This is a genomic window from Paenibacillus violae (assembly GCF_032461945.1).
Lineage (GTDB): Bacteria > Bacillota > Bacilli > Paenibacillales > NBRC-103111 > Paenibacillus_E > Paenibacillus_E violae.
In genome coordinates this window covers 63,275-81,084 of record NZ_JAWCUD010000001.1, presented here as the reverse complement: position 1 = coordinate 81,084, position 17,810 = coordinate 63,275, and the positions used below count along the sequence as shown (strand labels likewise).

15 protein-coding genes are annotated in these 17,810 nt (G+C 43.5%); all 15 read right to left on the bottom strand.

All coding sequences use genetic code 11. From position 1 onward, the window contains the following. Positions 1-3 precede the first annotated feature (3 nt). Entirely contained in the window at positions 4-789 is a 786-nt protein-coding gene (locus tag RQP52_RS00365) for a WecB/TagA/CpsF family glycosyltransferase (RefSeq protein ID WP_315948719.1), read from the bottom strand. Continuing rightward, on the bottom strand, positions 789-2,129 hold the full coding sequence (locus RQP52_RS00360; RefSeq protein WP_315948717.1) for an O-antigen ligase family protein: 1,341 nt from the start codon (positions 2,127-2,129) through the stop codon (positions 789-791). Before RQP52_RS00360 ends, RQP52_RS00365 begins: the two co-directional genes overlap by 1 nt. An 8-nt stretch (positions 2,130-2,137) precedes the next feature. After that, positions 2,138-3,073, bottom strand: coding sequence for a glycosyltransferase (locus RQP52_RS00355; protein ID WP_315948716.1), 936 nt, complete (start codon positions 3,071-3,073; stop codon positions 2,138-2,140). Positions 3,074-3,097: 24 nt separating this feature from the next. Continuing rightward, a complete protein-coding gene (locus RQP52_RS00350; protein WP_315948715.1) occupies positions 3,098-3,781 on the bottom strand; it encodes a sugar transferase in 684 nt (227 codons plus the stop codon). Then, entirely contained in the window at positions 3,750-4,688 is a 939-nt protein-coding gene (galU, locus tag RQP52_RS00345) for a UTP--glucose-1-phosphate uridylyltransferase GalU (RefSeq protein ID WP_315948713.1), read from the bottom strand. The genes RQP52_RS00350 and galU overlap by 32 nt, the downstream gene beginning before the upstream one ends. Before the next feature lie 31 nt (positions 4,689-4,719). After that, on the bottom strand, positions 4,720-5,361 hold the full coding sequence (locus RQP52_RS00340) for a CpsD/CapB family tyrosine-protein kinase (protein WP_315948711.1): 642 nt from the start codon (positions 5,359-5,361) through the stop codon (positions 4,720-4,722). After that, positions 5,345-6,088, bottom strand: coding sequence for a YveK family protein (locus RQP52_RS00335; protein WP_315948709.1), 744 nt, complete (start codon positions 6,086-6,088; stop codon positions 5,345-5,347). Before RQP52_RS00335 ends, RQP52_RS00340 begins: the two co-directional genes overlap by 17 nt. Positions 6,089-6,474: 386 nt before the next feature. Continuing rightward, entirely contained in the window at positions 6,475-7,095 is a 621-nt protein-coding gene (locus RQP52_RS00330) for a response regulator transcription factor (RefSeq protein WP_315948707.1), read from the bottom strand. Positions 7,096-7,142: 47 nt separating this feature from the next. Beyond that, positions 7,143-8,804, bottom strand: a complete 1,662-nt coding sequence (locus RQP52_RS00325) for a sensor histidine kinase (RefSeq protein WP_315948705.1) — start codon at positions 8,802-8,804, stop codon at positions 7,143-7,145. 449 nt (positions 8,805-9,253) lie between these two features. Further along, a complete protein-coding gene (locus RQP52_RS00320) occupies positions 9,254-10,093 on the bottom strand; it encodes a carbohydrate ABC transporter permease (RefSeq protein WP_315948703.1) in 840 nt (279 codons plus the stop codon). A gap of 14 nt (positions 10,094-10,107) precedes the next feature. Then, the gene (locus RQP52_RS00315; RefSeq protein WP_315948702.1) at positions 10,108-11,010 is read right to left on the bottom strand and encodes a carbohydrate ABC transporter permease; all 903 of its coding nucleotides are present in this window, start codon (positions 11,008-11,010) and stop codon (positions 10,108-10,110) included. Positions 11,011-11,190: 180 nt separating this feature from the next. Continuing rightward, positions 11,191-12,510, bottom strand: a complete 1,320-nt coding sequence (locus tag RQP52_RS00310) for an ABC transporter substrate-binding protein (protein ID WP_315948701.1) — start codon at positions 12,508-12,510, stop codon at positions 11,191-11,193. Positions 12,511-12,613: 103 nt separating this feature from the next. Further along, positions 12,614-14,221: a response regulator gene (locus RQP52_RS00305; RefSeq protein WP_315948699.1), complete on the bottom strand. Its 1,608-nt coding sequence runs from the start codon at positions 14,219-14,221 to the stop codon at positions 12,614-12,616. Continuing rightward, the gene (locus RQP52_RS00300) at positions 14,214-16,052 is read right to left on the bottom strand and encodes a cache domain-containing sensor histidine kinase (RefSeq protein WP_315948697.1); all 1,839 of its coding nucleotides are present in this window, start codon (positions 16,050-16,052) and stop codon (positions 14,214-14,216) included. Before RQP52_RS00300 ends, RQP52_RS00305 begins: the two co-directional genes overlap by 8 nt. A 319-nt stretch (positions 16,053-16,371) precedes the next feature. After that, positions 16,372-17,802, bottom strand: a complete 1,431-nt coding sequence (locus RQP52_RS00295) for an aldehyde dehydrogenase family protein (RefSeq protein ID WP_315948695.1) — start codon at positions 17,800-17,802, stop codon at positions 16,372-16,374. Positions 17,803-17,810 lie beyond the last annotated feature (8 nt).

The window sequence follows — 17,810 nt, the reverse complement described above, 5'->3', positions numbered from 1 at the left end:
AAATCATCCACTATTGACTCCCGTCCCCTCCCGTTTCAGCTTGAACTGCTTAACAACCTCGCGCCATAGCAGAACTGCAAACATCGCATCGTGTACCAAGTAACGCTTCCACAGCCGCCGAGGTTCTTGCACAAGCCGCCAAAACCATTCAAACCCTGTTCTCTGCATAATGTTCGGGGCTCGCTTGACGGTGCCCGAAAGGAAATCGAAGGTTGCGCCTACACCAATTGAAATCGGCACTTTATATTGGAGATAGTTTTGATATATCCATTTTTCTTGTTTCGGTGCGCCAACGCCGACAAACACGATATCTGGCTGCGCATCAATCAGCATTTGAACAATACGCTCATTCTCATCCTTTTTCTTCTCGAATCCATAAGAAGGTGAGTAGCAGCCCACGATGTTCAAATTTGGAAATACGAGCTTCAGATTCTTAACTGCTTGTTCTGGAATTCCGGCCGCTGACCCTAAGAAGAAAAGCTTATATTGGCGTTCCGCGAAAGCTTCCCCTAATTTTGCGAACAAATCAGATCCGGACACCTTTTGCTTGAGCGGTTTACGAAGCATCTTCGATGCCCAAATAATTGGCATGCCATCCGCCACAATCGCACCCGCATCTGAATATACCTTTTGAAACTCAGCATCTTTTCTGAGCTTAATTAGATGATCGACATTGCAGGTTAAAATGTAAGAATGATTATTCTGGCGAATGACCTCATCCATATAAGCAAGCAAGTCCAGAAAGTCATAGTTATCAAAATGAACATCGAACATAGTCACTCTACTCATCAGATCAACTCTTCTTTTTTCGAATTTGTCGTCGAGAGAATATACAAACCATTCAAATACCAGCAAAAAGGAATGATGAATTGAATCGTGGATAATGTATTATCCGACAAGGAATACAGAAAGAATGCCAGAATGAATGCTGCATAATAAATTTTAATTCGCTGTGGAATGACGCGATAAATCATTCGAAATAACACAAGCAGCGATAGAAACAGCAGGATGCAGCCTATATAACCGGAATCATAATAGAAGCGGATATATTCGTTATGCGGAACCACAAAACCGACGTACAAACTGCCGTCGTTCGCGACAGTAACTGCGCCAAGGCCTCTTCCTGTCATCGGAGAGTCTTTCACTCCCTTTAGAAAGTAGTTCCACGCCTCCGTCCTTCCGGATAAATCGATGCCCGTGCCCGTCTGGCGTTCAAAGGAGCGCTTCGTCATATTGTCCCACTGCAGATACACGGCTCCGCCAATTAAGGCTATGGAACAGACCAACGGGATTAATAAGATGAGCTTTCCTTTGATATACTGCTTCACCATATCGAAGAAATAGTACCCCGCCATAGCCAGCATGGCGAGTATTGGTCCTCTGGTTCCCGTAGCGATCAGAATCGCAAAGTTGGCAGCCAATGTACAATACAAGAATTTCGCATTCTGCGGATTACGTTTGGTTTCAATTAAAGCAACGGTGATCCCAAGAAAAGCTAACATCGCCAAATGAGGTGCGATATTCGCCCCTTGTATTCGGATGGCTCCCGTGAACTCTACATTGAGAAATGAATACAAATGAACCAACTGAAGGACTGCCCCAGTCACTACGCTTACCACTGGGAGCAAACAGATGATCCGGATATGCTTTTCCGCTGTTTCCTTTTTCCATTTGATCATGAGAAAAAAGAAGGGAAGCGCGAGTCCGATGAAGGCTTTCAAGGTAATAGAAAGCGTCAATCTCGGATGCCATTCTGAGAAAAAGAGTGTAATGAACAACATGCCAGCAATTGCTACTATGGGGTATATGAACTTCATTCGAAGTCCATTTTGCAGCATGCTGGGAACTAATAGAATGAGAATCCCTAGCTTGTAAAGGGAAAGGATCTCCAGCCCTGGGAAATTCGCCTCAACAATGTAGTTGATCGATATGGCGGTTGAAAGCAGGACCATGTAACTCATTTTTTCCGGTTGGTAAATGGCATAGATGCACATGAAAATTACGGCCAACGCCAACATACTGATTATAGGCTGATAAACAGCCGCTACCCCCATAATCACTGCAAGCAGGACATAGAACGCAGCATAGTACATCGGTTTTTTGAGCTGTATTGGAAAAACCTGCGTCATCCGTATCCTCACCCTGTCAAGCGCATTTTCACACGACTACGCATCGTGAGCAATGTGCCTTTTATACTTTGCATCCGGCAAGCAATGAGTAATTTTTCACCTTCTGTATGTGCAAACAAGGCATTAACAGCAATGTAGAGTACCCTGCAAGCAACATTAACGAGAAGCGCTATTTTACTCATAAATCCTTTGTGCATCGAACCGTTCGTAATCCCTTGATAATAATAACGCTGCTTGATCCAGTCTTTCGTTAAGCGATTGTCGGGGATGAAGTGATCCACGACCATGGAAGGATGATAAAGGATCGTCTTTCTTTCCTGTTTCATTTGTTCGAAGAGCCAAGACTCCTCACCGGACAGCAAGAGCGTTCCCTTTCTTCCAAGGTCGGTTGGAAACAAATAAGTATCATGAAACGTTTTGCGAACAGCCATATTCGCTCCGAAGGGATGCTTATTTATCGGATATTCATGAACGTCTTCTCCCCGATCTACAATCGTATAAGGAAGTTCAAGCGATTTGATCAGCCATGCCGGTCTCTCGCTTTCGAACTTCGGACGAATCATGCCACCTATGGCATACACATCATGCCGATGATCAAAGGTGTCCACAATCGTGCGAATCCATTCCAAACAAGGAACCGCATCATCATCGAGATACGCGATAAACTCGCCCTTTGCTTCTTGTATGCCTCTATTTCGCGCAGCCGACAGTCCTTGCGTTTGTTCAAATAGATAGCGAACACGCAGCCCCCCCGCTTGTCGAAGGGCAAATGACTCGGAGATCTCTCGCGTGTGATCCGTGGAATTGTTATCCACAATAAGAATCTCAGCCATATCTATTGCAGTTAATGCAGGCAGTGCGTCCAGTGTGATCTGAAGCAAATCCGCGCGATTATAGGTACAGATGACAATTGATACCCTTGGTTTTGGCTGATCATGCACCATTGCGGTACTCCTTTTCTACTTTTTTTAAAACGCGTCTTTGGAACCAAGAAGGACCGATACGGTTTTCATAATAATTTTCAAATCATAGAAAATGCTGCGATTACGAATATAAGTCAAATCAAGCTCGACCATTTGCTCAAAGCTTAGATTGCTTCTGCCGCTTACTTGCCATAAACCCGTACAGCCAGGTGTGACAGCCAAGCGTTTCTTGTCATAGGTGGTGTACTCTTTCACTTCACTTGGCAAAGCCGGTCTAGGACCAACCAAGCTCATATCACCGATGAGTACGTTCCACAATTGCGGCAGCTCATCAATGCTCGTTTTGCGAAGCACTCGGCCGACGCGAGTCACGCGAGGATCATTTTTCATTTTGAACATCGCGCCTTCGACTTCATTTTGGCTCATTAACTGCTGCTTTAATGCTTCGGCGTTAGCCACCATAGAACGGAATTTATACATCGGAAACAAAGTTTCATCTTTGCCAACCCTATTTTGCTTGAAGAAAACGGACCCGTCTGGATCTTCCAGCTTGATCCAAACTGCAACTACGATAAACAAAGGCATCAAGAAAATAAGACCTGCTAAAGAAAGAACAATATCTAGCGTACGCTTCATAAAGGAATAGGAAGTTACGCTCTTTCTTTCCTGCAATCTCGTAGCAGCCGGATAATAGTACTCATATTCCTCCTGCAGTTCTCGCAAGCTCATAATCGTCACCTCCCAAGTGTTCTAAGATAGGTGCATATTTCTCCTTAACAAGCAGTGAAGCCATCGCATCAAGCACATCTAACCGAAGATCTTTGCTCTCTAGTGCGAAAGCCATTGTGGTAAGAATATAACCAAGTCGTTCACCCACATCATAACGGATACCGTCAAAATGATAAGCAAGAACACGTTCTATTTTATTAAGCTTCTGAATCGCGTCTGTCAGCTGAATTTCTCCGCCGGCGCCTTTTTCCTGAAGCTCCAAAAATTCAAAGATTTTAGGAGAGAACACATATCTCCCCATAATGGCAAGATTGGAAGGTGCTGTGCCTAATTTAGGTTTTTCAATAAAGTCTTTCACTTGATAGAGGCGATTATCTTGCTCGCCAGGATCAATGATACCGTAACGATTCGTTAGTTCTGGCGGTACTTTTTGAACGCCAATGACGGAATTTTCTGATAATTCATATTGTTGAATGAGTTGTTTTAAGCAGGGTACCTTCCCTGTGACAATATCATCGCCCAGCAGTACAGCGAAGGGTTCATTTCCGATGAACCTTCTTGCACACCAGACCGCATGCCCCAGTCCCTTGGGTTCTTTTTGACGAATATAATGAATTTCTACCTTGGATGAACGCTGAACTTCTTTCAAGAGCTCCAGCTTCCCCGTTTCCATCAGCTTGTTCTCAAGCTCGAAAGCATTATCGAAATGATCTTCGATGGCTCTCTTTCCTTTACCGGTGACGATAATAATATCTTCGATTCCGGATTCGATGGCTTCTTCCACGATGTATTGAATAGTTGGTTTGTTGATGATTGGGAGCATCTCTTTGGGCATCGCCTTCGTGGCGGGTAGAAATCTCGTTCCTAACCCCGCAGCCGGAATAATTGCTTTCTTGACCGTCTTCATCCTTCTCATCCTCCTAAGCGTACATATTCAATTATTGGTTGAAAACCATACCTAGCATGCGGGCTCCTGATTGTTCGAGCTGTGTTCTTGCTTGTTTTGCCCATTCCCGCTTAGTTTTACCGTTCCTTGTGACCAGCAGTACGCCATCACTGTACTCCGAGAGCAAACTTGCATCTGTATAATCAAGCGTTGACGGTGAATCGATAAGGATCACTTCATATCGCTGCTTCAATTGGTTCATCAGATTCAACATCTGGGAGGAACCTACCAACTCCGACGGATTAATCGGTTGACCGCCGGCAGCGATCAGATCAAGTCCCATGATTCCTGTCGGTGTGATGACATCGTCGATAGCAAGCCCTTTTTGGAAAAATTGGAGCAAGCCTTTTGTATTATTCATACCAAACAGTTTATGCAGCGCTGGCTGGCGCAAGTTGCCATCAATGATCACAACAGACTTGCCTTCCTGCGCATACGTTACGGCAAGATTAGCAAGCGTCGTCGTCTTGCCTTCTTGCGACTTGGGCGAGGCCATCATCAGCACCATTCCCAACCCTTGATCAGCGGGTGCAATCTTCTTAAAGCGCACCGCCGTTCGTAAAGAGCGATAGGATTCGGAAACCGGTGAAATCGGATCTAATTCCGTCACAAGCACATTACTTAGCTGTAACATACGTCTGTTCCCCTACCTCTCTGCTTATCGCTTTGGAAGCTTTTGTTGCTTTGCCTTTCTTTATCGTTCCGATGGAAGCAAGAACGGGTAGGCCCACAATGAACTCAGCCTCTTTTTCAGAGCGAATCGTATCATTGATATTTTCAAAAAAGAAAAACACACCAATAGCTGCCATTGCCGATAAAACAAAACTCAACGCCAGGTTAATGACAATACTAGCGTTCGCCGGCAAAGGTTTCACAGCTGGATCTGAACTGGAAAGTATTTTGACATTGTTCATATTCATCAAGGACGGTACTTCGCTCATGAATGTATCCGCAAGTGTTTTCGTCATCGCGACGGCTTTCTCATAACTAGGATCTTCCATCTCGATTTTAATAATTTGCGTTTTATCCGTTGAGCTTACCTTCAAGTTCTTCAACAGCTCTTTCTGCGTCATACCGAATTCCGGGTGATCGGTCAGAAGCTTCTGAATGATCTGATCCGATTTAATGATTTCCTTGTAGCTCTCAACTAAATTCATGTTCATCGATACATCATTCAGATCTATTTTCTCTTCACTCTTAAACGTACTGCTTACCAAAACTTGTGTATTCGCCTTGTAAACAGGCTCAACAAATGTTTTGCTGACATAGAAGGTTGTCAGGCACGAGAGAAGAACGAACAACGCAATCATCCACAGCTTTTTGCGAATGAGTACAAAGTAATCCAAGATCGATTTCTCCATGGTTCCCTCCCGAAAAAATAGTTGATAAATCAAGAAATACAGTCTTGCTTTTAATAAAACTTTCAGTTAAGATGTTTGTAATGAAAGCGTTTTATTCTTCTCATCCCCACCTATCGAAACGACATTCAATCACTCCTTTTATACAGAGCATTCTACAATCACTATTCGACGGTGATAACTAGCATGCAAGCTAGCTGAAGCACTCTACCAAATGGAATGAAGAATGCCGCTTTTTGTCATTTAATTGGTTATAGTCAAATACTAAATGAATTCCCAAAATTATGATATTACTCGAAATTATAATTTTTGGGTCTATTTCGTGTATCCACCCTTACCTATATGTAATAAAGCGATGGTATACTTTCGAACCATATGGCTGCGAAGACTCACTGAAAACCGCTGACTAATCCTTTGGACTGCGCTAACAATGCTGCTTGCGTACGATCGTTGACACACAGCTTATTTAGAATTTGGCTCACATGTTTCTTAACGGTAAACTCCGTCACCATTAGTTTCTTAGCCATACCTTGATTGGATAAACCTTCTCCTAGACCAATCAACACTTCCCGCTCTTTCGGCGTTAACTTGCTGAAGCTGTCTTCTTCCTCTTTCTTAAACAACATTTCCATGAGACCTGGATCAAAATACTTTTTCCCTTTGAAAATCAATTTAATAGCCAAAAGCAGCTCTTCTGGAAGCGCTTCTTTGAGTACATAACCATCCGCACCCACAGCCTCTGCTTTTCTTACATCCTGCTCCAACGTCGATGAAGTCAAAATGATGCTTCGGCAAGGTGTATCCTTAATATTCTCCACCACTTCAAGACCAGAGCGATTCCCTAACTTTAGATCCACAATAGCCAAATCCGGTTTTGTTTCCTTGATTAGCTCCAATGCTTGCTCCACCGTCTCCGATTCACCAGAAATTTCGATGTTTGCTTCAAGCTTTAGCACAGCTGACAATCCTCTACGCACCAACGGATGATCATCTACGATAACAACTTTCAAAGTTCCACCTGCTTTCGTTTGAATGGGAATAGCCTACTTGACCTTGTTTAGCCCATCATCTCAAGTTCATTGAGCTCCTTGTTGTCCTGTGGTTGAAATGGGATGGTCAGTTGAATATGAGTACCTTTTCCTTGTGTGCTCTGAATACTAATGGTTCCACCGAGTGACTGGACGAGCAGTTCCATGTTATTAACGCCTAGACCAACTGCTTTAGGATCTGACAATCGTTCTTTTACACTGAAGCCAATTCCGTTATCCAAAACGGAAAGACTCACCTCATCCGGCTTAATACGGAGCTCAACCTTGATGAGTGTGCTGCGCCCATGGCGAATGGCATTACCCGTGGATTCTGAAATAATACGAAACAAAGCCTTTTGATAATTCACATGCAGACGATGATCATCGCCGGTTACATGCAAATTCACTTTCACTGCATGCAGCTTGGACACGCTGTCCAGATGTGATTTGACGGTCGTAATCCAAAAATCACCGCCATTTTTTCTGGAACTGAGACTATAAATCGTCGAACGAAGTTCTTGCGAAGCGGCTACGGAAGACTCTTGAATGAGTTGCAGCTGCTCTTTGATCTGATCTCTCGAAATCTCTTTCCACTTGCGGCTCAGCGAATGCACGGCATAAACAATTCCGAAAATGTACTGCGAAACACTATCATGCATCTCATCGGCAATCCGATTCTGTTCCTCGATAATCATCAACTGATTTTCGATTCGTTCCAGTTGGTGCCTTTCCAGAATGACTGAGCAAAGCTCGGATAGAAAACCAAGCTGTTGAATATACATCTGCCTGCCTTCCTCGTAGCTGGCAGGCTCAATCTTAACGCCCATGACTCCCCAGAACCGGGTCGACGATCTGATTGGCATCACAAGAAAGTCACCATATTCCGCCAGACTCATCAGCCTGCTGGATTCGAGCCTTCTAAGCTCGGCTTCTTGCATGTCAAAAGCTTCGGAAAGGGATGTTTCAATACCAATTGGCAAGACACCTTGTGTAATCAGTTGATCAGGTTTGGCATGCCCATTGACATCCCAGAAAAAAGACATCTTCAGCTTGGTCAACTTTAAAGCAAACTCAGCAAAAATAATTTTCAAGTTCTCAGAGTCACTATGAGTTGCTGCCTCCACAATTTGATAGAGTGACTTCATATGCTCCATCGTTTCATTGGTTCGAGCGTTCGCAATCTCAAGACGATTTTTAACACCGGCCAATAATTGAATGGTGAGCGTCATAAACAACAACATCAGGTAAAACCGATTTTCACTTAGCAGCATACTGCCAAGTGTCTCCATTTGCCCGTTCGTAAAAAAATAGGAAAAAGCCGTAATAAACAAAAAGTAACTTAGCATCATGAACCAGCAATAGGCAGAGGAAAGATAACTGGCAGCCATCCAAGCGGGGTTGAAAACACACCACAGAAACGGACTGTCCATACCGCCGCTTAGAAGATGGAGGACCATCATTCCCGTCATTTCCAAGCCTACGGTTATTTTAATTGTGCGAGAGGCTTTGCCGCTTTGGGTGTACATGTCTGTAATCCACGTAGCAAAGATGAACAACACGAGGATGATGCCTATTTTGACACCTAGCGGGGGACCACGATCCTCAATCGCATACACTAGTGAGGTCCCAGCCAGCGAAATAAACCGGTACAAGTAAAAGACCCTACTCTCACCTGAGAACATCTTTCTCATCTGCGTAATCATCCTTTAACCGATATTTGTATTTGGCTCCTTCAACAATACCCATGTTTACCATAATCATAACAGTTAAATTCTTACAGTCAAAAGAGCACTACATGACTATATAATTCGCTATTTTTGTAGTTTTCTGTCTTTATCAATGATAGAATATCCAATTTCAGGAGTTACGATCTATACGTTTGATCATTTAGACCTAACCATTTGTCGGAAAAAAATGTCAACCGGATTGGAATGACCAAATAAAAATTCATCCTTTTGCACCATAAAATTCCTGTGAAAATTTCAAAAAAGACAAAAGAGTTAAGCCGTGTTAGCGCTTAACTCTCTGCTTTAGTGCTTATTGTCGATAACATGCCTAAGAAACGCCGTGTTCTTCATTCAAAAGTGCCCCATTTTGTAATAATATGTTGCGAAATTCTTGCCTTTCGACGTGAATGTGCCTATCCTTTTACTCCCGAGCTAGCAATTCCCTCAACAAACCACCGTTGAAAGAAAGCGACAAGTATAATGAGCGGAAGCAGCGAGGAAACCGAAGCCGCCATAATTGCTGTATAGTTCGTCGTGTTCTCATCCACAAAATTAGTCAGAGCAAGCGGCAGCGTGTAGAGGGAATTAGTCCGCAGGAAAATAAGCGGTCCCTCGTATTCGTTCCAGTGCCACGTGAAACTAAGAATAAGAAGTGATACTAAAGCGGGCTTCGTTAAAGGAAGACAAATCTGCAAATACGTCCGAAAAATACTGGCACCATCGACTTTCGAAGCTTCCAGCAATTCGTTCGGCAGCGTGCTGAAGAACTGTCTCATAATGAAAGTCCCCAGTACCGAAAACAGACCCGGCAGAATGATTGCCGCATGGGTATTTACCAAATGCAATTTATCAAACAGAATAAACCTTGGCACCAGCAGAATCTGTGTAGGAATAATCATTGTTGACAAGTAGATAAGAAACAGCGCTTCTTTCCCTTTAAAGTTCAGCTTTGCGAACGCGAAACCAGCCATGGAACTTGTCACCAGCGTACCCAGCACGGTCAAACAAGTGATTTTAATTGAATTCCAATAGTATTCGTAGAAAGGATGTTTCCCTGCCCAAACTTCTAGATAGCTATCAAAATGAATCACGTGCGGAATCCATTCAATCGGCACTTTAAAAATCTCGGACTGCAGCTTGAACGATGCTGAAAGCATCCATAAGAACGGCGCAATCATCACAATTCCGAGCCCTGTGAAAATGATCGTTAATACCGTCTTCGTCATGATTTTACGTACGGATAAAGCCCCCATGATTTCTCCTCCTTTTAGAATTGATCCTGCCATTTTTTCTGACCTTTCCATTGGATCATCGTAATGATGAAAATAATGATAAACAGTATCCAAGACATCGCCGCTGCATAACCAACCTTATAGTATTGAAAGGCTTGAACATAAATGTAATAAGACAGCACCATGGTAGAGTTCAACGGCCCGCCTTTTGTCATAACGGAAACGGCAGCAAACACCTGGAATGTAGAAATAACCAGTGTCACGGCAATAAGAAAGCTCGTGGGCTTCAACATGGGCATCGTAATATTGAAAAACTGCCTAAACTTTGTCGCGCCATCAATATCTGCTGCCTCGTACAAGTCTTTGGATATGCCCTGAATCCCAGCCATGTACAAGACCATCGTATACCCCGTGTACGTCCAAATCACCATAATCATGATTGCAGGCAGTGCCCAATGCTGACTTGCAAGCCAGCCCGGAAGCTGCTGAATGCCTAACGATTTTAGAAATTGGTTAATAGGCCCTTGCGTCGGGTTATACAGTACACTCCATACAATCGAAATCGCTACGATACTGCTCACATACGGCAAGAAAAAGAGTACGCGAAGGAAATTTTTAAGATACACAAATTGATTTAGAATGACCGCTATGATTAAGCCCAACAGCATCGCTGCCGGCACCGTTATACCGGTGAAAATAACGTTATTCTCTAGTGACTGCCAGAAAAGTTCATCATGAACAAGTTGAATGAAATTGTCTACCCAAACCCACTGAATGCCTGCCATTCCTTGCAAATAGTCCCAATCCATAAACACCATCATTAAACTGATGATCAGCGGGACAAGAATAAACACAAGTACCCCTATAAAGTTAGGCAAAATAAATAAATATCCAGCCAAATTATCTCTATATTGATGTTTCTGATATCCTTTTTTCACGGCTTGACCCACTCCTTTCTTTTATTGTTTTCATTGTAGTGAAAAGGGGAATCCAGCTGAATGGTCGAAACTTGGCGTTTTCCGTCTTATTCTGCGATATCTATAATAAAACCGGATGGAACAAAAAAAAACCTGCAAGCTCTTGAATAAAGAGTTTGCAGGTCTTCTATTAGAATGGCCTTACTTCTTATCGGCTTGTATGGCTTGGTCAGCCCGTTTTTGCATCGTTTCGAGCGTCTTATCAATGGATTGTTGGTTCATAAAATACTTTTCTGCTTCTTCTTTCGTTATGGAGGTGATTTGTGGGAATGCGACCGCTTTCTCACGAACGGCAAAGGTGTAGTTCGCTTTCAATACGTTAGCTAGGGAGTCTTGATCGATGATGTCTTTATTGTCTCCAACAATCATTTGTGTGACCTGCGTCATATCCGCTTTTTTATTCGTCGGAATACGCCCGCCTGGAACCATATCCATGTTGCCCTCAGTCAAGTACCAAGAAATAAATTTAAAAGCAGCATCCTTATTAGCACTGTTCTTGTTAATCGACATGAAATCGTTCATACCGCCGTTGTTTACGTTCGTTCCTTTTTCATATTGAGGAGCTGGAGCAAAAGCAACGGAGAAGTCCCTTGGCCATTTTGTTTTATCTTTCAAACTCCGCATCATCCATGCGCCACCATAAACCATAGAGGCTTTGCCAGTCAAAAGCTCGTTCGCCGGATCCAGTTTGTTTGCAAGTCCTTCGCCCCAACCAACCATATATCCTTTGTCGTAAAGAGCTTTTTGAATTTCTAGGCCTTTTTTCATAGCCGGATGATTGAAATTAGACAAACCGTCCTGTTTATAGAAAGAATCTTTCGGCTGGGAGGAAACAAGCGTGAATTTCCCGATCAACAGATCAGCCCCCGGTGTAATGAAACTACCTTTTCGATCGCCTTTGTTCAACTTCCCGGCAAGCGTCAAATAATCGTCCCAGGTCCAATCTGTCGGTACTTTTTCGCCGGCTTCGTCAAGTGCCTTCTTATTTAATACTACAAAATCCACATTCTTATAGGCTGGTAAGTAATGATACTGATCTTTGTACTTCAGAACATTATTGTTCCCAATCACGCCGTCCACGTCGAAGTTTTCCTTCTTAATCATATCGTCAAGAGGTACCGTCATCCCCGCATTTTCACGGCGGTACAAGTTATTCTCACCATAGCTAAAGAAAATATCAGGCGCATCGCTTTGCGTCATCAACGCCGTGTCCAACTTGGTATTACCTGAATCATCGTTAATATAACGAACGTATTCCACTTGAATGTCAGGATGTTCTTTGTTCCACTTCTCAACAACGGTCTTTGGACCGGTTTCCTCAGGAACTGCTCCCCAAACGACGAGCTTTACCGCTTTTTTGTCTGTTTTTACAACAGCGGTATCGTTCTTTGCCGCACAACCTGTCAATAACATAGATGCTGTTAGCATGACAGCAATTGACCCTTTATACCATTTATTCATGTCTATCCCCTCCTAAAGTTGTACAAGATCACTTGAACAGCTTCAGCGTAACAAATACCGAATTGTGAGAACATGGTGATTTCCTGCTAAAAACCCGACTTTTCTACGAAGCCGATTTGCCCAAATAGAGTTTTCGATACTCAAGTGGGTAAACACCCTCCATTTTCTTAAACAGCTTGCTGAAATAAGTCGAGTCCCCGTAACCGACCATTTCAGAGATCTCATAAATCTTATAGGCTTGGTCTTTAAGCAGCTCCCGAGCCCGAGACATACGGATTCGGATCAGATAGTCCATAATGGTTTCGCTGGTTTCCTTTTTGAAAAGTACGCTTAAATAGTTTTCCGTAAAACCTGCTTTTTTCGCAAGCTCCGAAACCTTTAACGGTTGGTCAAACTGCTCTTTAATCGTGTTGATCACAGCTTGAATTTCGGGGCGGTACTGCTGATTGGAAAACAGCCTGATTTGGTCCAGATACACAGGAAGCCAGCCATGAAACCAGAGGTATATATCTCGCATTCTCTCCAAGCTTCGCACCGCGTGATACGGGTACATCGCTCCATGAAGTGGAACGGAATAGAGGTCTCCCCCCAATTTCCGGGCAAATGCTTCTAATAAATGCACGAGATGAACCCATGCTTCCCTCATATGCTCTGGATTACTCTTTGGCCCTTTTCGAATAGCCTCGTAGCCCTCATCGAGTTTCTGCTGCAAACCAGCTGCATCCCTCTTCTCTACGAGCCGCTCCCAATCTTCATCAGACCAAGGCTCCTGAAGGGAGCCAGGCTCAACCGCCTGAATATGTTCAAAATAGATAAAAGCGCCTTCTCCTTCATAGAACCGATAAGAGAGCGCCTCGCTAGCCTGAATAAAACCTTGGTGGACATCCAAGATTTCTTGCACAGGCGCGGACACCCCTATGCTGATTGTAACTTCCAGAAAAGCTGCTACAGCTTCTTGAACCTCATGCAGCATGGAGTCCTGTAAATGATCAACGATGATAGAGTACTTGCCGTTCTCGATTTCGATCAGTTCACCTTCGCCATACTTCTTGAAAATTTCAGTCAATATATTGGCTACCGTAAAATGCAGCAGTCTTTCGCTTTGGAATTTGTTCTGTTCCACTACTTCGTTGTAATGGTCCAATTGAAAGTTCACAACATAAATCGGCGTTCGGTAAGGCCGAAGGTTAAACTCACGCATCACTTCTTCCACGTCACTGCGGGTGCTGTTTTGCTTCACAAGCAGTTCCCTGATGCGCTTTTCCCTAGCTTCTTTTCCATATTTGGTCATCTTATATTTGAGTTGTGAGTCTTCCATGGTTTTAACTGTTTCAAGTTCAATCGATTCCTTAAGTTGATTCAGTTTCTCTAGCAGCTCTTCAGGCTCTATCGTCAGCTTCAGAATATAATCGACCGCGCCTAAACGAAGCGCCTTCTGCACATACGCAAAATCGTTATGATTGGATAAAATCATGCATTTCGCTTGGGGTGCAACACTTTTCATCTCTTCTAGCAGCTGCAGTCCGTCACAATTTGGCATCCGGATATCTGTTAACACGATATGGCATTCCTGCTGTTTCAGAATATGTAGAGCCTCCACGCCATTGGCTGCTTCACCCACAAGCTCAAAGCCGTTCTGTTCCCATGGAATAATCGTTTTCAGTCCTACTCGTACCAGAAATTCATCATCTACGATGAGTACTCTAATCATCTCTGTTCGTCTCCTTATCTGCATGCCCCTGCACCGAAATAGCTGCTGGAACAGACTGCAGTGGTAACTTAACCGTTACCACCGTTCCTTCTCCAAGTAAGCTGTTCATCACAATCCCATACGCACTGCTAAAATGCATTTTGATCCGTTCGTTCACATTGTAAATACCAATCCCACGATATCTCGCATGATCTTGGCTAAGCTCTGTCCTGAGTTTCTCAAGTCGTTCTTCCGAAATTCCATTGCCGTTATCTGTAACTTTAATCAATAGGGCATCATCCTCAATTGACGCACAGATTTCTATAAGTAACGGCATCTTCTGCCCGTGAATAATCGAGTTTTCTACAATCGGCTGTAAAATAAACTTTAAGACCGAAAATTGGTTAAGTTCATTAGGAATATGGAATTGAACACGTATGTTATCGTTAAATCGAATCTTCTGCAAATCAAGATACGACGCCAGATGCGTAATCTCATCTTCCAACGTGACAAACTCCTCGCCAACCTTCATCGTATACTGCAACAGCTTACCTAATTTCGTAATCATTTGACTCACATGTTTTGCACCGGATAACATCGCCATCCATTTGATTGAATTGAGTGTATTAAACAAAAAATGCGGGTTGATTTGCGCTTGAAGCGTTTGAAGTTTTGCCTCCTCCTTGCGCTTTTGCTCTTCAGATAAGTTCATAATCAACTGTTGCAAGCGATCAATCATACGATTGAAATGATTACCGAGTATTGTAAACTCGTCTTTTCCCTCTATCGTCACATAGGAGTGGAAGTCACCGCTTCCCAGCCGGTTCATGGACGAGACTAGTTGTTTCAGTGGTTTTGTTAACCGAATCATGAAATAAATAAACACCACTGTAAACAATACAAACCAACCAAATAACCAAAGCATGGACTGATTGCGGATTCCCCCAAGCTGATTCCATAACTGTGTTTGCGGAGTAAACTGTACAAGCTTCCAACCAAGCCGCGGGAATTGTTCCATACTGATCGCGTAATCCCGGATTGAAATCTCACTTTTCGCCGATCCAACCTGTTCATTTAATAGCAGCCGCTTGATCAGTACGTCCGTCTCTTCAAGCGTTAGCGGCGATTCCCCTCCAACTCGCTGATTTTTTTCATTCAGCAGCATGAAGCTGCTATGTTCTGTGTGCCAAGGCTGCTTTTTTACATTTAGAAAGACGGATGAAGGAATGCCGATAAATAGAACATTTGCCACCACGTTCGGGTTTCCTTGAATCGCTCTGCTAAGGGTAAAGTAAGATTCATTGGCACCAGCCAACTTTTGAATGGCACCCTCGTAAGGATACTTCCATACCGGCCAACCATTTTGGGCTTTCGTTTCCTTCAGCCAATCCTCATTTTCCACCTGTTTGAGCAATTGTGCCTGTTTGCCTAGGTCGTTAGGTTCAGACAAGGTTGTATGGATAAACCCACGGTTGTCGATCACCGCAATCACCGCACCGCTGTCGAGCAGAATATCCCGGACGTTACTAAGTCTTTGCTGTACAATATTATAACGTCTCAGGTCCTGATAGTTCGTGTTCCATTCTGTCCCTGCATCGAGAAACTGATTGAAATCAGGATCATTCATAATAAGATTCGATGCTTTTAGCATGCGCTCTGCTAAATCATTCATATTGATGGCTACTTGATGCAAAGCTTCTTGATTACTGCGTTGTATTTCTTTTTTTACCACAGAGCCGGATGATTGATAAAAGCTATATAAAATAGTTGTAGCCGGAATTATAATGAAGATAAAAAAAGAGACTAGTATCTTTCCCCGAATGGATCGGAAAAGAAACGTAAATCCTTTCATTCTAGTACCTCCTATGAAAATAGTGCATCAAGAAAAACATATCATACTTTTTTCGGCCAAAGGAATGTACGATTATTGGCATTTTATGTCGTATTCTTTGTAACTATCAAGAAAAATGTCGAAAAACCTATTATCTTGCCATTATAACAAAAAAGCCTCCCGGTTAAGGAGGCTTATTACTATTCCAGCAGCAAACCTGCCGCCTGTCTCAGTTAATTGACTAACCAGTTCATGTCAACTAGGGATCAACAAACTATTCACTCCTCACCCAAGCTCTTGCCATCAGACAAGAACTTGATCCCTATATGCATTCAATCTATTACATCGGAAGATCGAAACCGGTAATCGTTTTGGTTTCCAAGCAATCTTCCAGACCGTAAATGCCGTATTCACGGCCGATTCCGGAATGCTTAAACCCGCCGAAAGGAGCTTTCATTTCAAAACCTGCCCCGTTGATGAGCACCACACCCGCTTGGATACGTGACGCCAATTCGTTCGCTTTCTCCAAGTTCGCCGTGCTGATATAAGCCCCTAAACCGTAGTCCGTATTATTGGCCATCGCAACGGCTTCTTCCTCGTTTTTGAAGGTTAAAATCGAAAGCACAGGTCCAAAAATTTCTTCCTTCGCGATCGTCATCTCTTCCGTTACGTTAGCAAAAACCGTCGGTCTGACAAAGTTCCCCTCTTCTAACCCCTGTGGATGGCCTTCGCCACCAATCACCAACTCAGCACCCTCTTGAATGCCCGATAAAATGTAACGCTGAACTTGATTGTATTGTTTCTCAGTAACAAGTGGCCCAAGAATCGTATCTGCTTCAGTTGGAAGTCCAACTTTCATCGACTCTACGGTTTCTCTTGCAAGTTTCTTAACCTCTTCCAGCCTGTGCGCGGGAACGAACAATCTTGTACCGGCTACGCAGGCTTGCCCATTATTCATATAACATGATCTAACCGCAGCAGGGATCGCTTTGGCGAAATCCGCATCGTCCAGTACGATATTCGGAGATTTACCCCCAAGCTCTAAAGTTACACGCTTCATAGAGTCTACGGTAGCTCTGCGAATTTCTTTTCCGACCCGTGTTGAACCCGTAAAATTAATCATGGCTACGTCCGGATTACGCGTAAGTTCGGCTCCTACTGTAGTCCCAAGACCATTCACGACGTTGATCACCCCTGGCGGAATGTCCGCTGCATGGAAGCATTCCGTTAACAATTGCGTTTGCAGGGCGCTTAATTCGCTAGGCTTAATCACAACTGTACATCCTGCTGCTATCGCTGCACCTAGTTTGGCCGTAATCTGCGAATAACTTGCATTCCAAGGTGTAATAATACCGATAACGCCTACGGGTTCGGAAACAACTTTAGCTTTGCCGATCATGTGGACAAAATCGAACTGTTCAAGCGCCTCTTTGCTATCCATCAAGTTAGCCGCAGCCAATCTAACCCTCCCGGTTGATGCCATTCGAGGGGCACCGTATTCAAGGATATTCGCTTCGGCCAACTCATCGATTCGGTCTAAGATTGCATCGTTCAAACGCTGTAACATCACGGACCTTTCCTCCACAGACGTTTTTGAAAAGGTAGCGAATGCTGCTTTCGCCGCCGCTATGGCGAGTTTAGCATCCTCTTCATTACCGAGCGTTACACGGCCAAAAACTTCTCTTGTAGAAGGATTAATAAGATCCAAATGATCTATACTCCTTGGAGTTACAAACTTTCCATCTATATAAATTTTTTCTATGTTTCTCATACCAGACA

Bases quoted from the DNA above. Each gene is read 5' to 3' on its own strand.
- RQP52_RS00365 (WP_315948719.1), bottom strand. From the start codon at position 789: ATGAGTAGAGTGACTATGTTCGATGTTCATTTTGATAACTATGACTTT.
- RQP52_RS00360 (WP_315948717.1), bottom strand. From the start codon at position 2,129: ATGACGCAGGTTTTTCCAATACAGCTCAAAAAACCGATGTACTATGCT.
- RQP52_RS00355 (WP_315948716.1), bottom strand. From the start codon at position 3,073: ATGGTGCATGATCAGCCAAAACCAAGGGTATCAATTGTCATCTGTACC.
- RQP52_RS00350 (WP_315948715.1), bottom strand. From the start codon at position 3,781: ATGAGCTTGCGAGAACTGCAGGAGGAATATGAGTACTATTATCCGGCT.
- galU (WP_315948713.1), bottom strand. From the start codon at position 4,688: ATGAAGACGGTCAAGAAAGCAATTATTCCGGCTGCGGGGTTAGGAACG.
- RQP52_RS00340 (WP_315948711.1), bottom strand. From the start codon at position 5,361: ATGTTACAGCTAAGTAATGTGCTTGTGACGGAATTAGATCCGATTTCA.
- RQP52_RS00335 (WP_315948709.1), bottom strand. From the start codon at position 6,088: ATGGAGAAATCGATCTTGGATTACTTTGTACTCATTCGCAAAAAGCTG.
- RQP52_RS00325 (WP_315948705.1), bottom strand. From the start codon at position 8,804: ATGAGAAAGATGTTCTCAGGTGAGAGTAGGGTCTTTTACTTGTACCGG.
- RQP52_RS00320 (WP_315948703.1), bottom strand. From the start codon at position 10,093: ATGGGGGCTTTATCCGTACGTAAAATCATGACGAAGACGGTATTAACG.
- RQP52_RS00310 (WP_315948701.1), bottom strand. From the start codon at position 12,510: ATGAATAAATGGTATAAAGGGTCAATTGCTGTCATGCTAACAGCATCT.
- RQP52_RS00305 (WP_315948699.1), bottom strand. From the start codon at position 14,221: ATGATTAGAGTACTCATCGTAGATGATGAATTTCTGGTACGAGTAGGA.
- RQP52_RS00300 (WP_315948697.1), bottom strand. From the start codon at position 16,052: ATGAAAGGATTTACGTTTCTTTTCCGATCCATTCGGGGAAAGATACTA.
- RQP52_RS00295 (WP_315948695.1), bottom strand. From the start codon at position 17,802: ATGAGAAACATAGAAAAAATTTATATAGATGGAAAGTTTGTAACTCCA.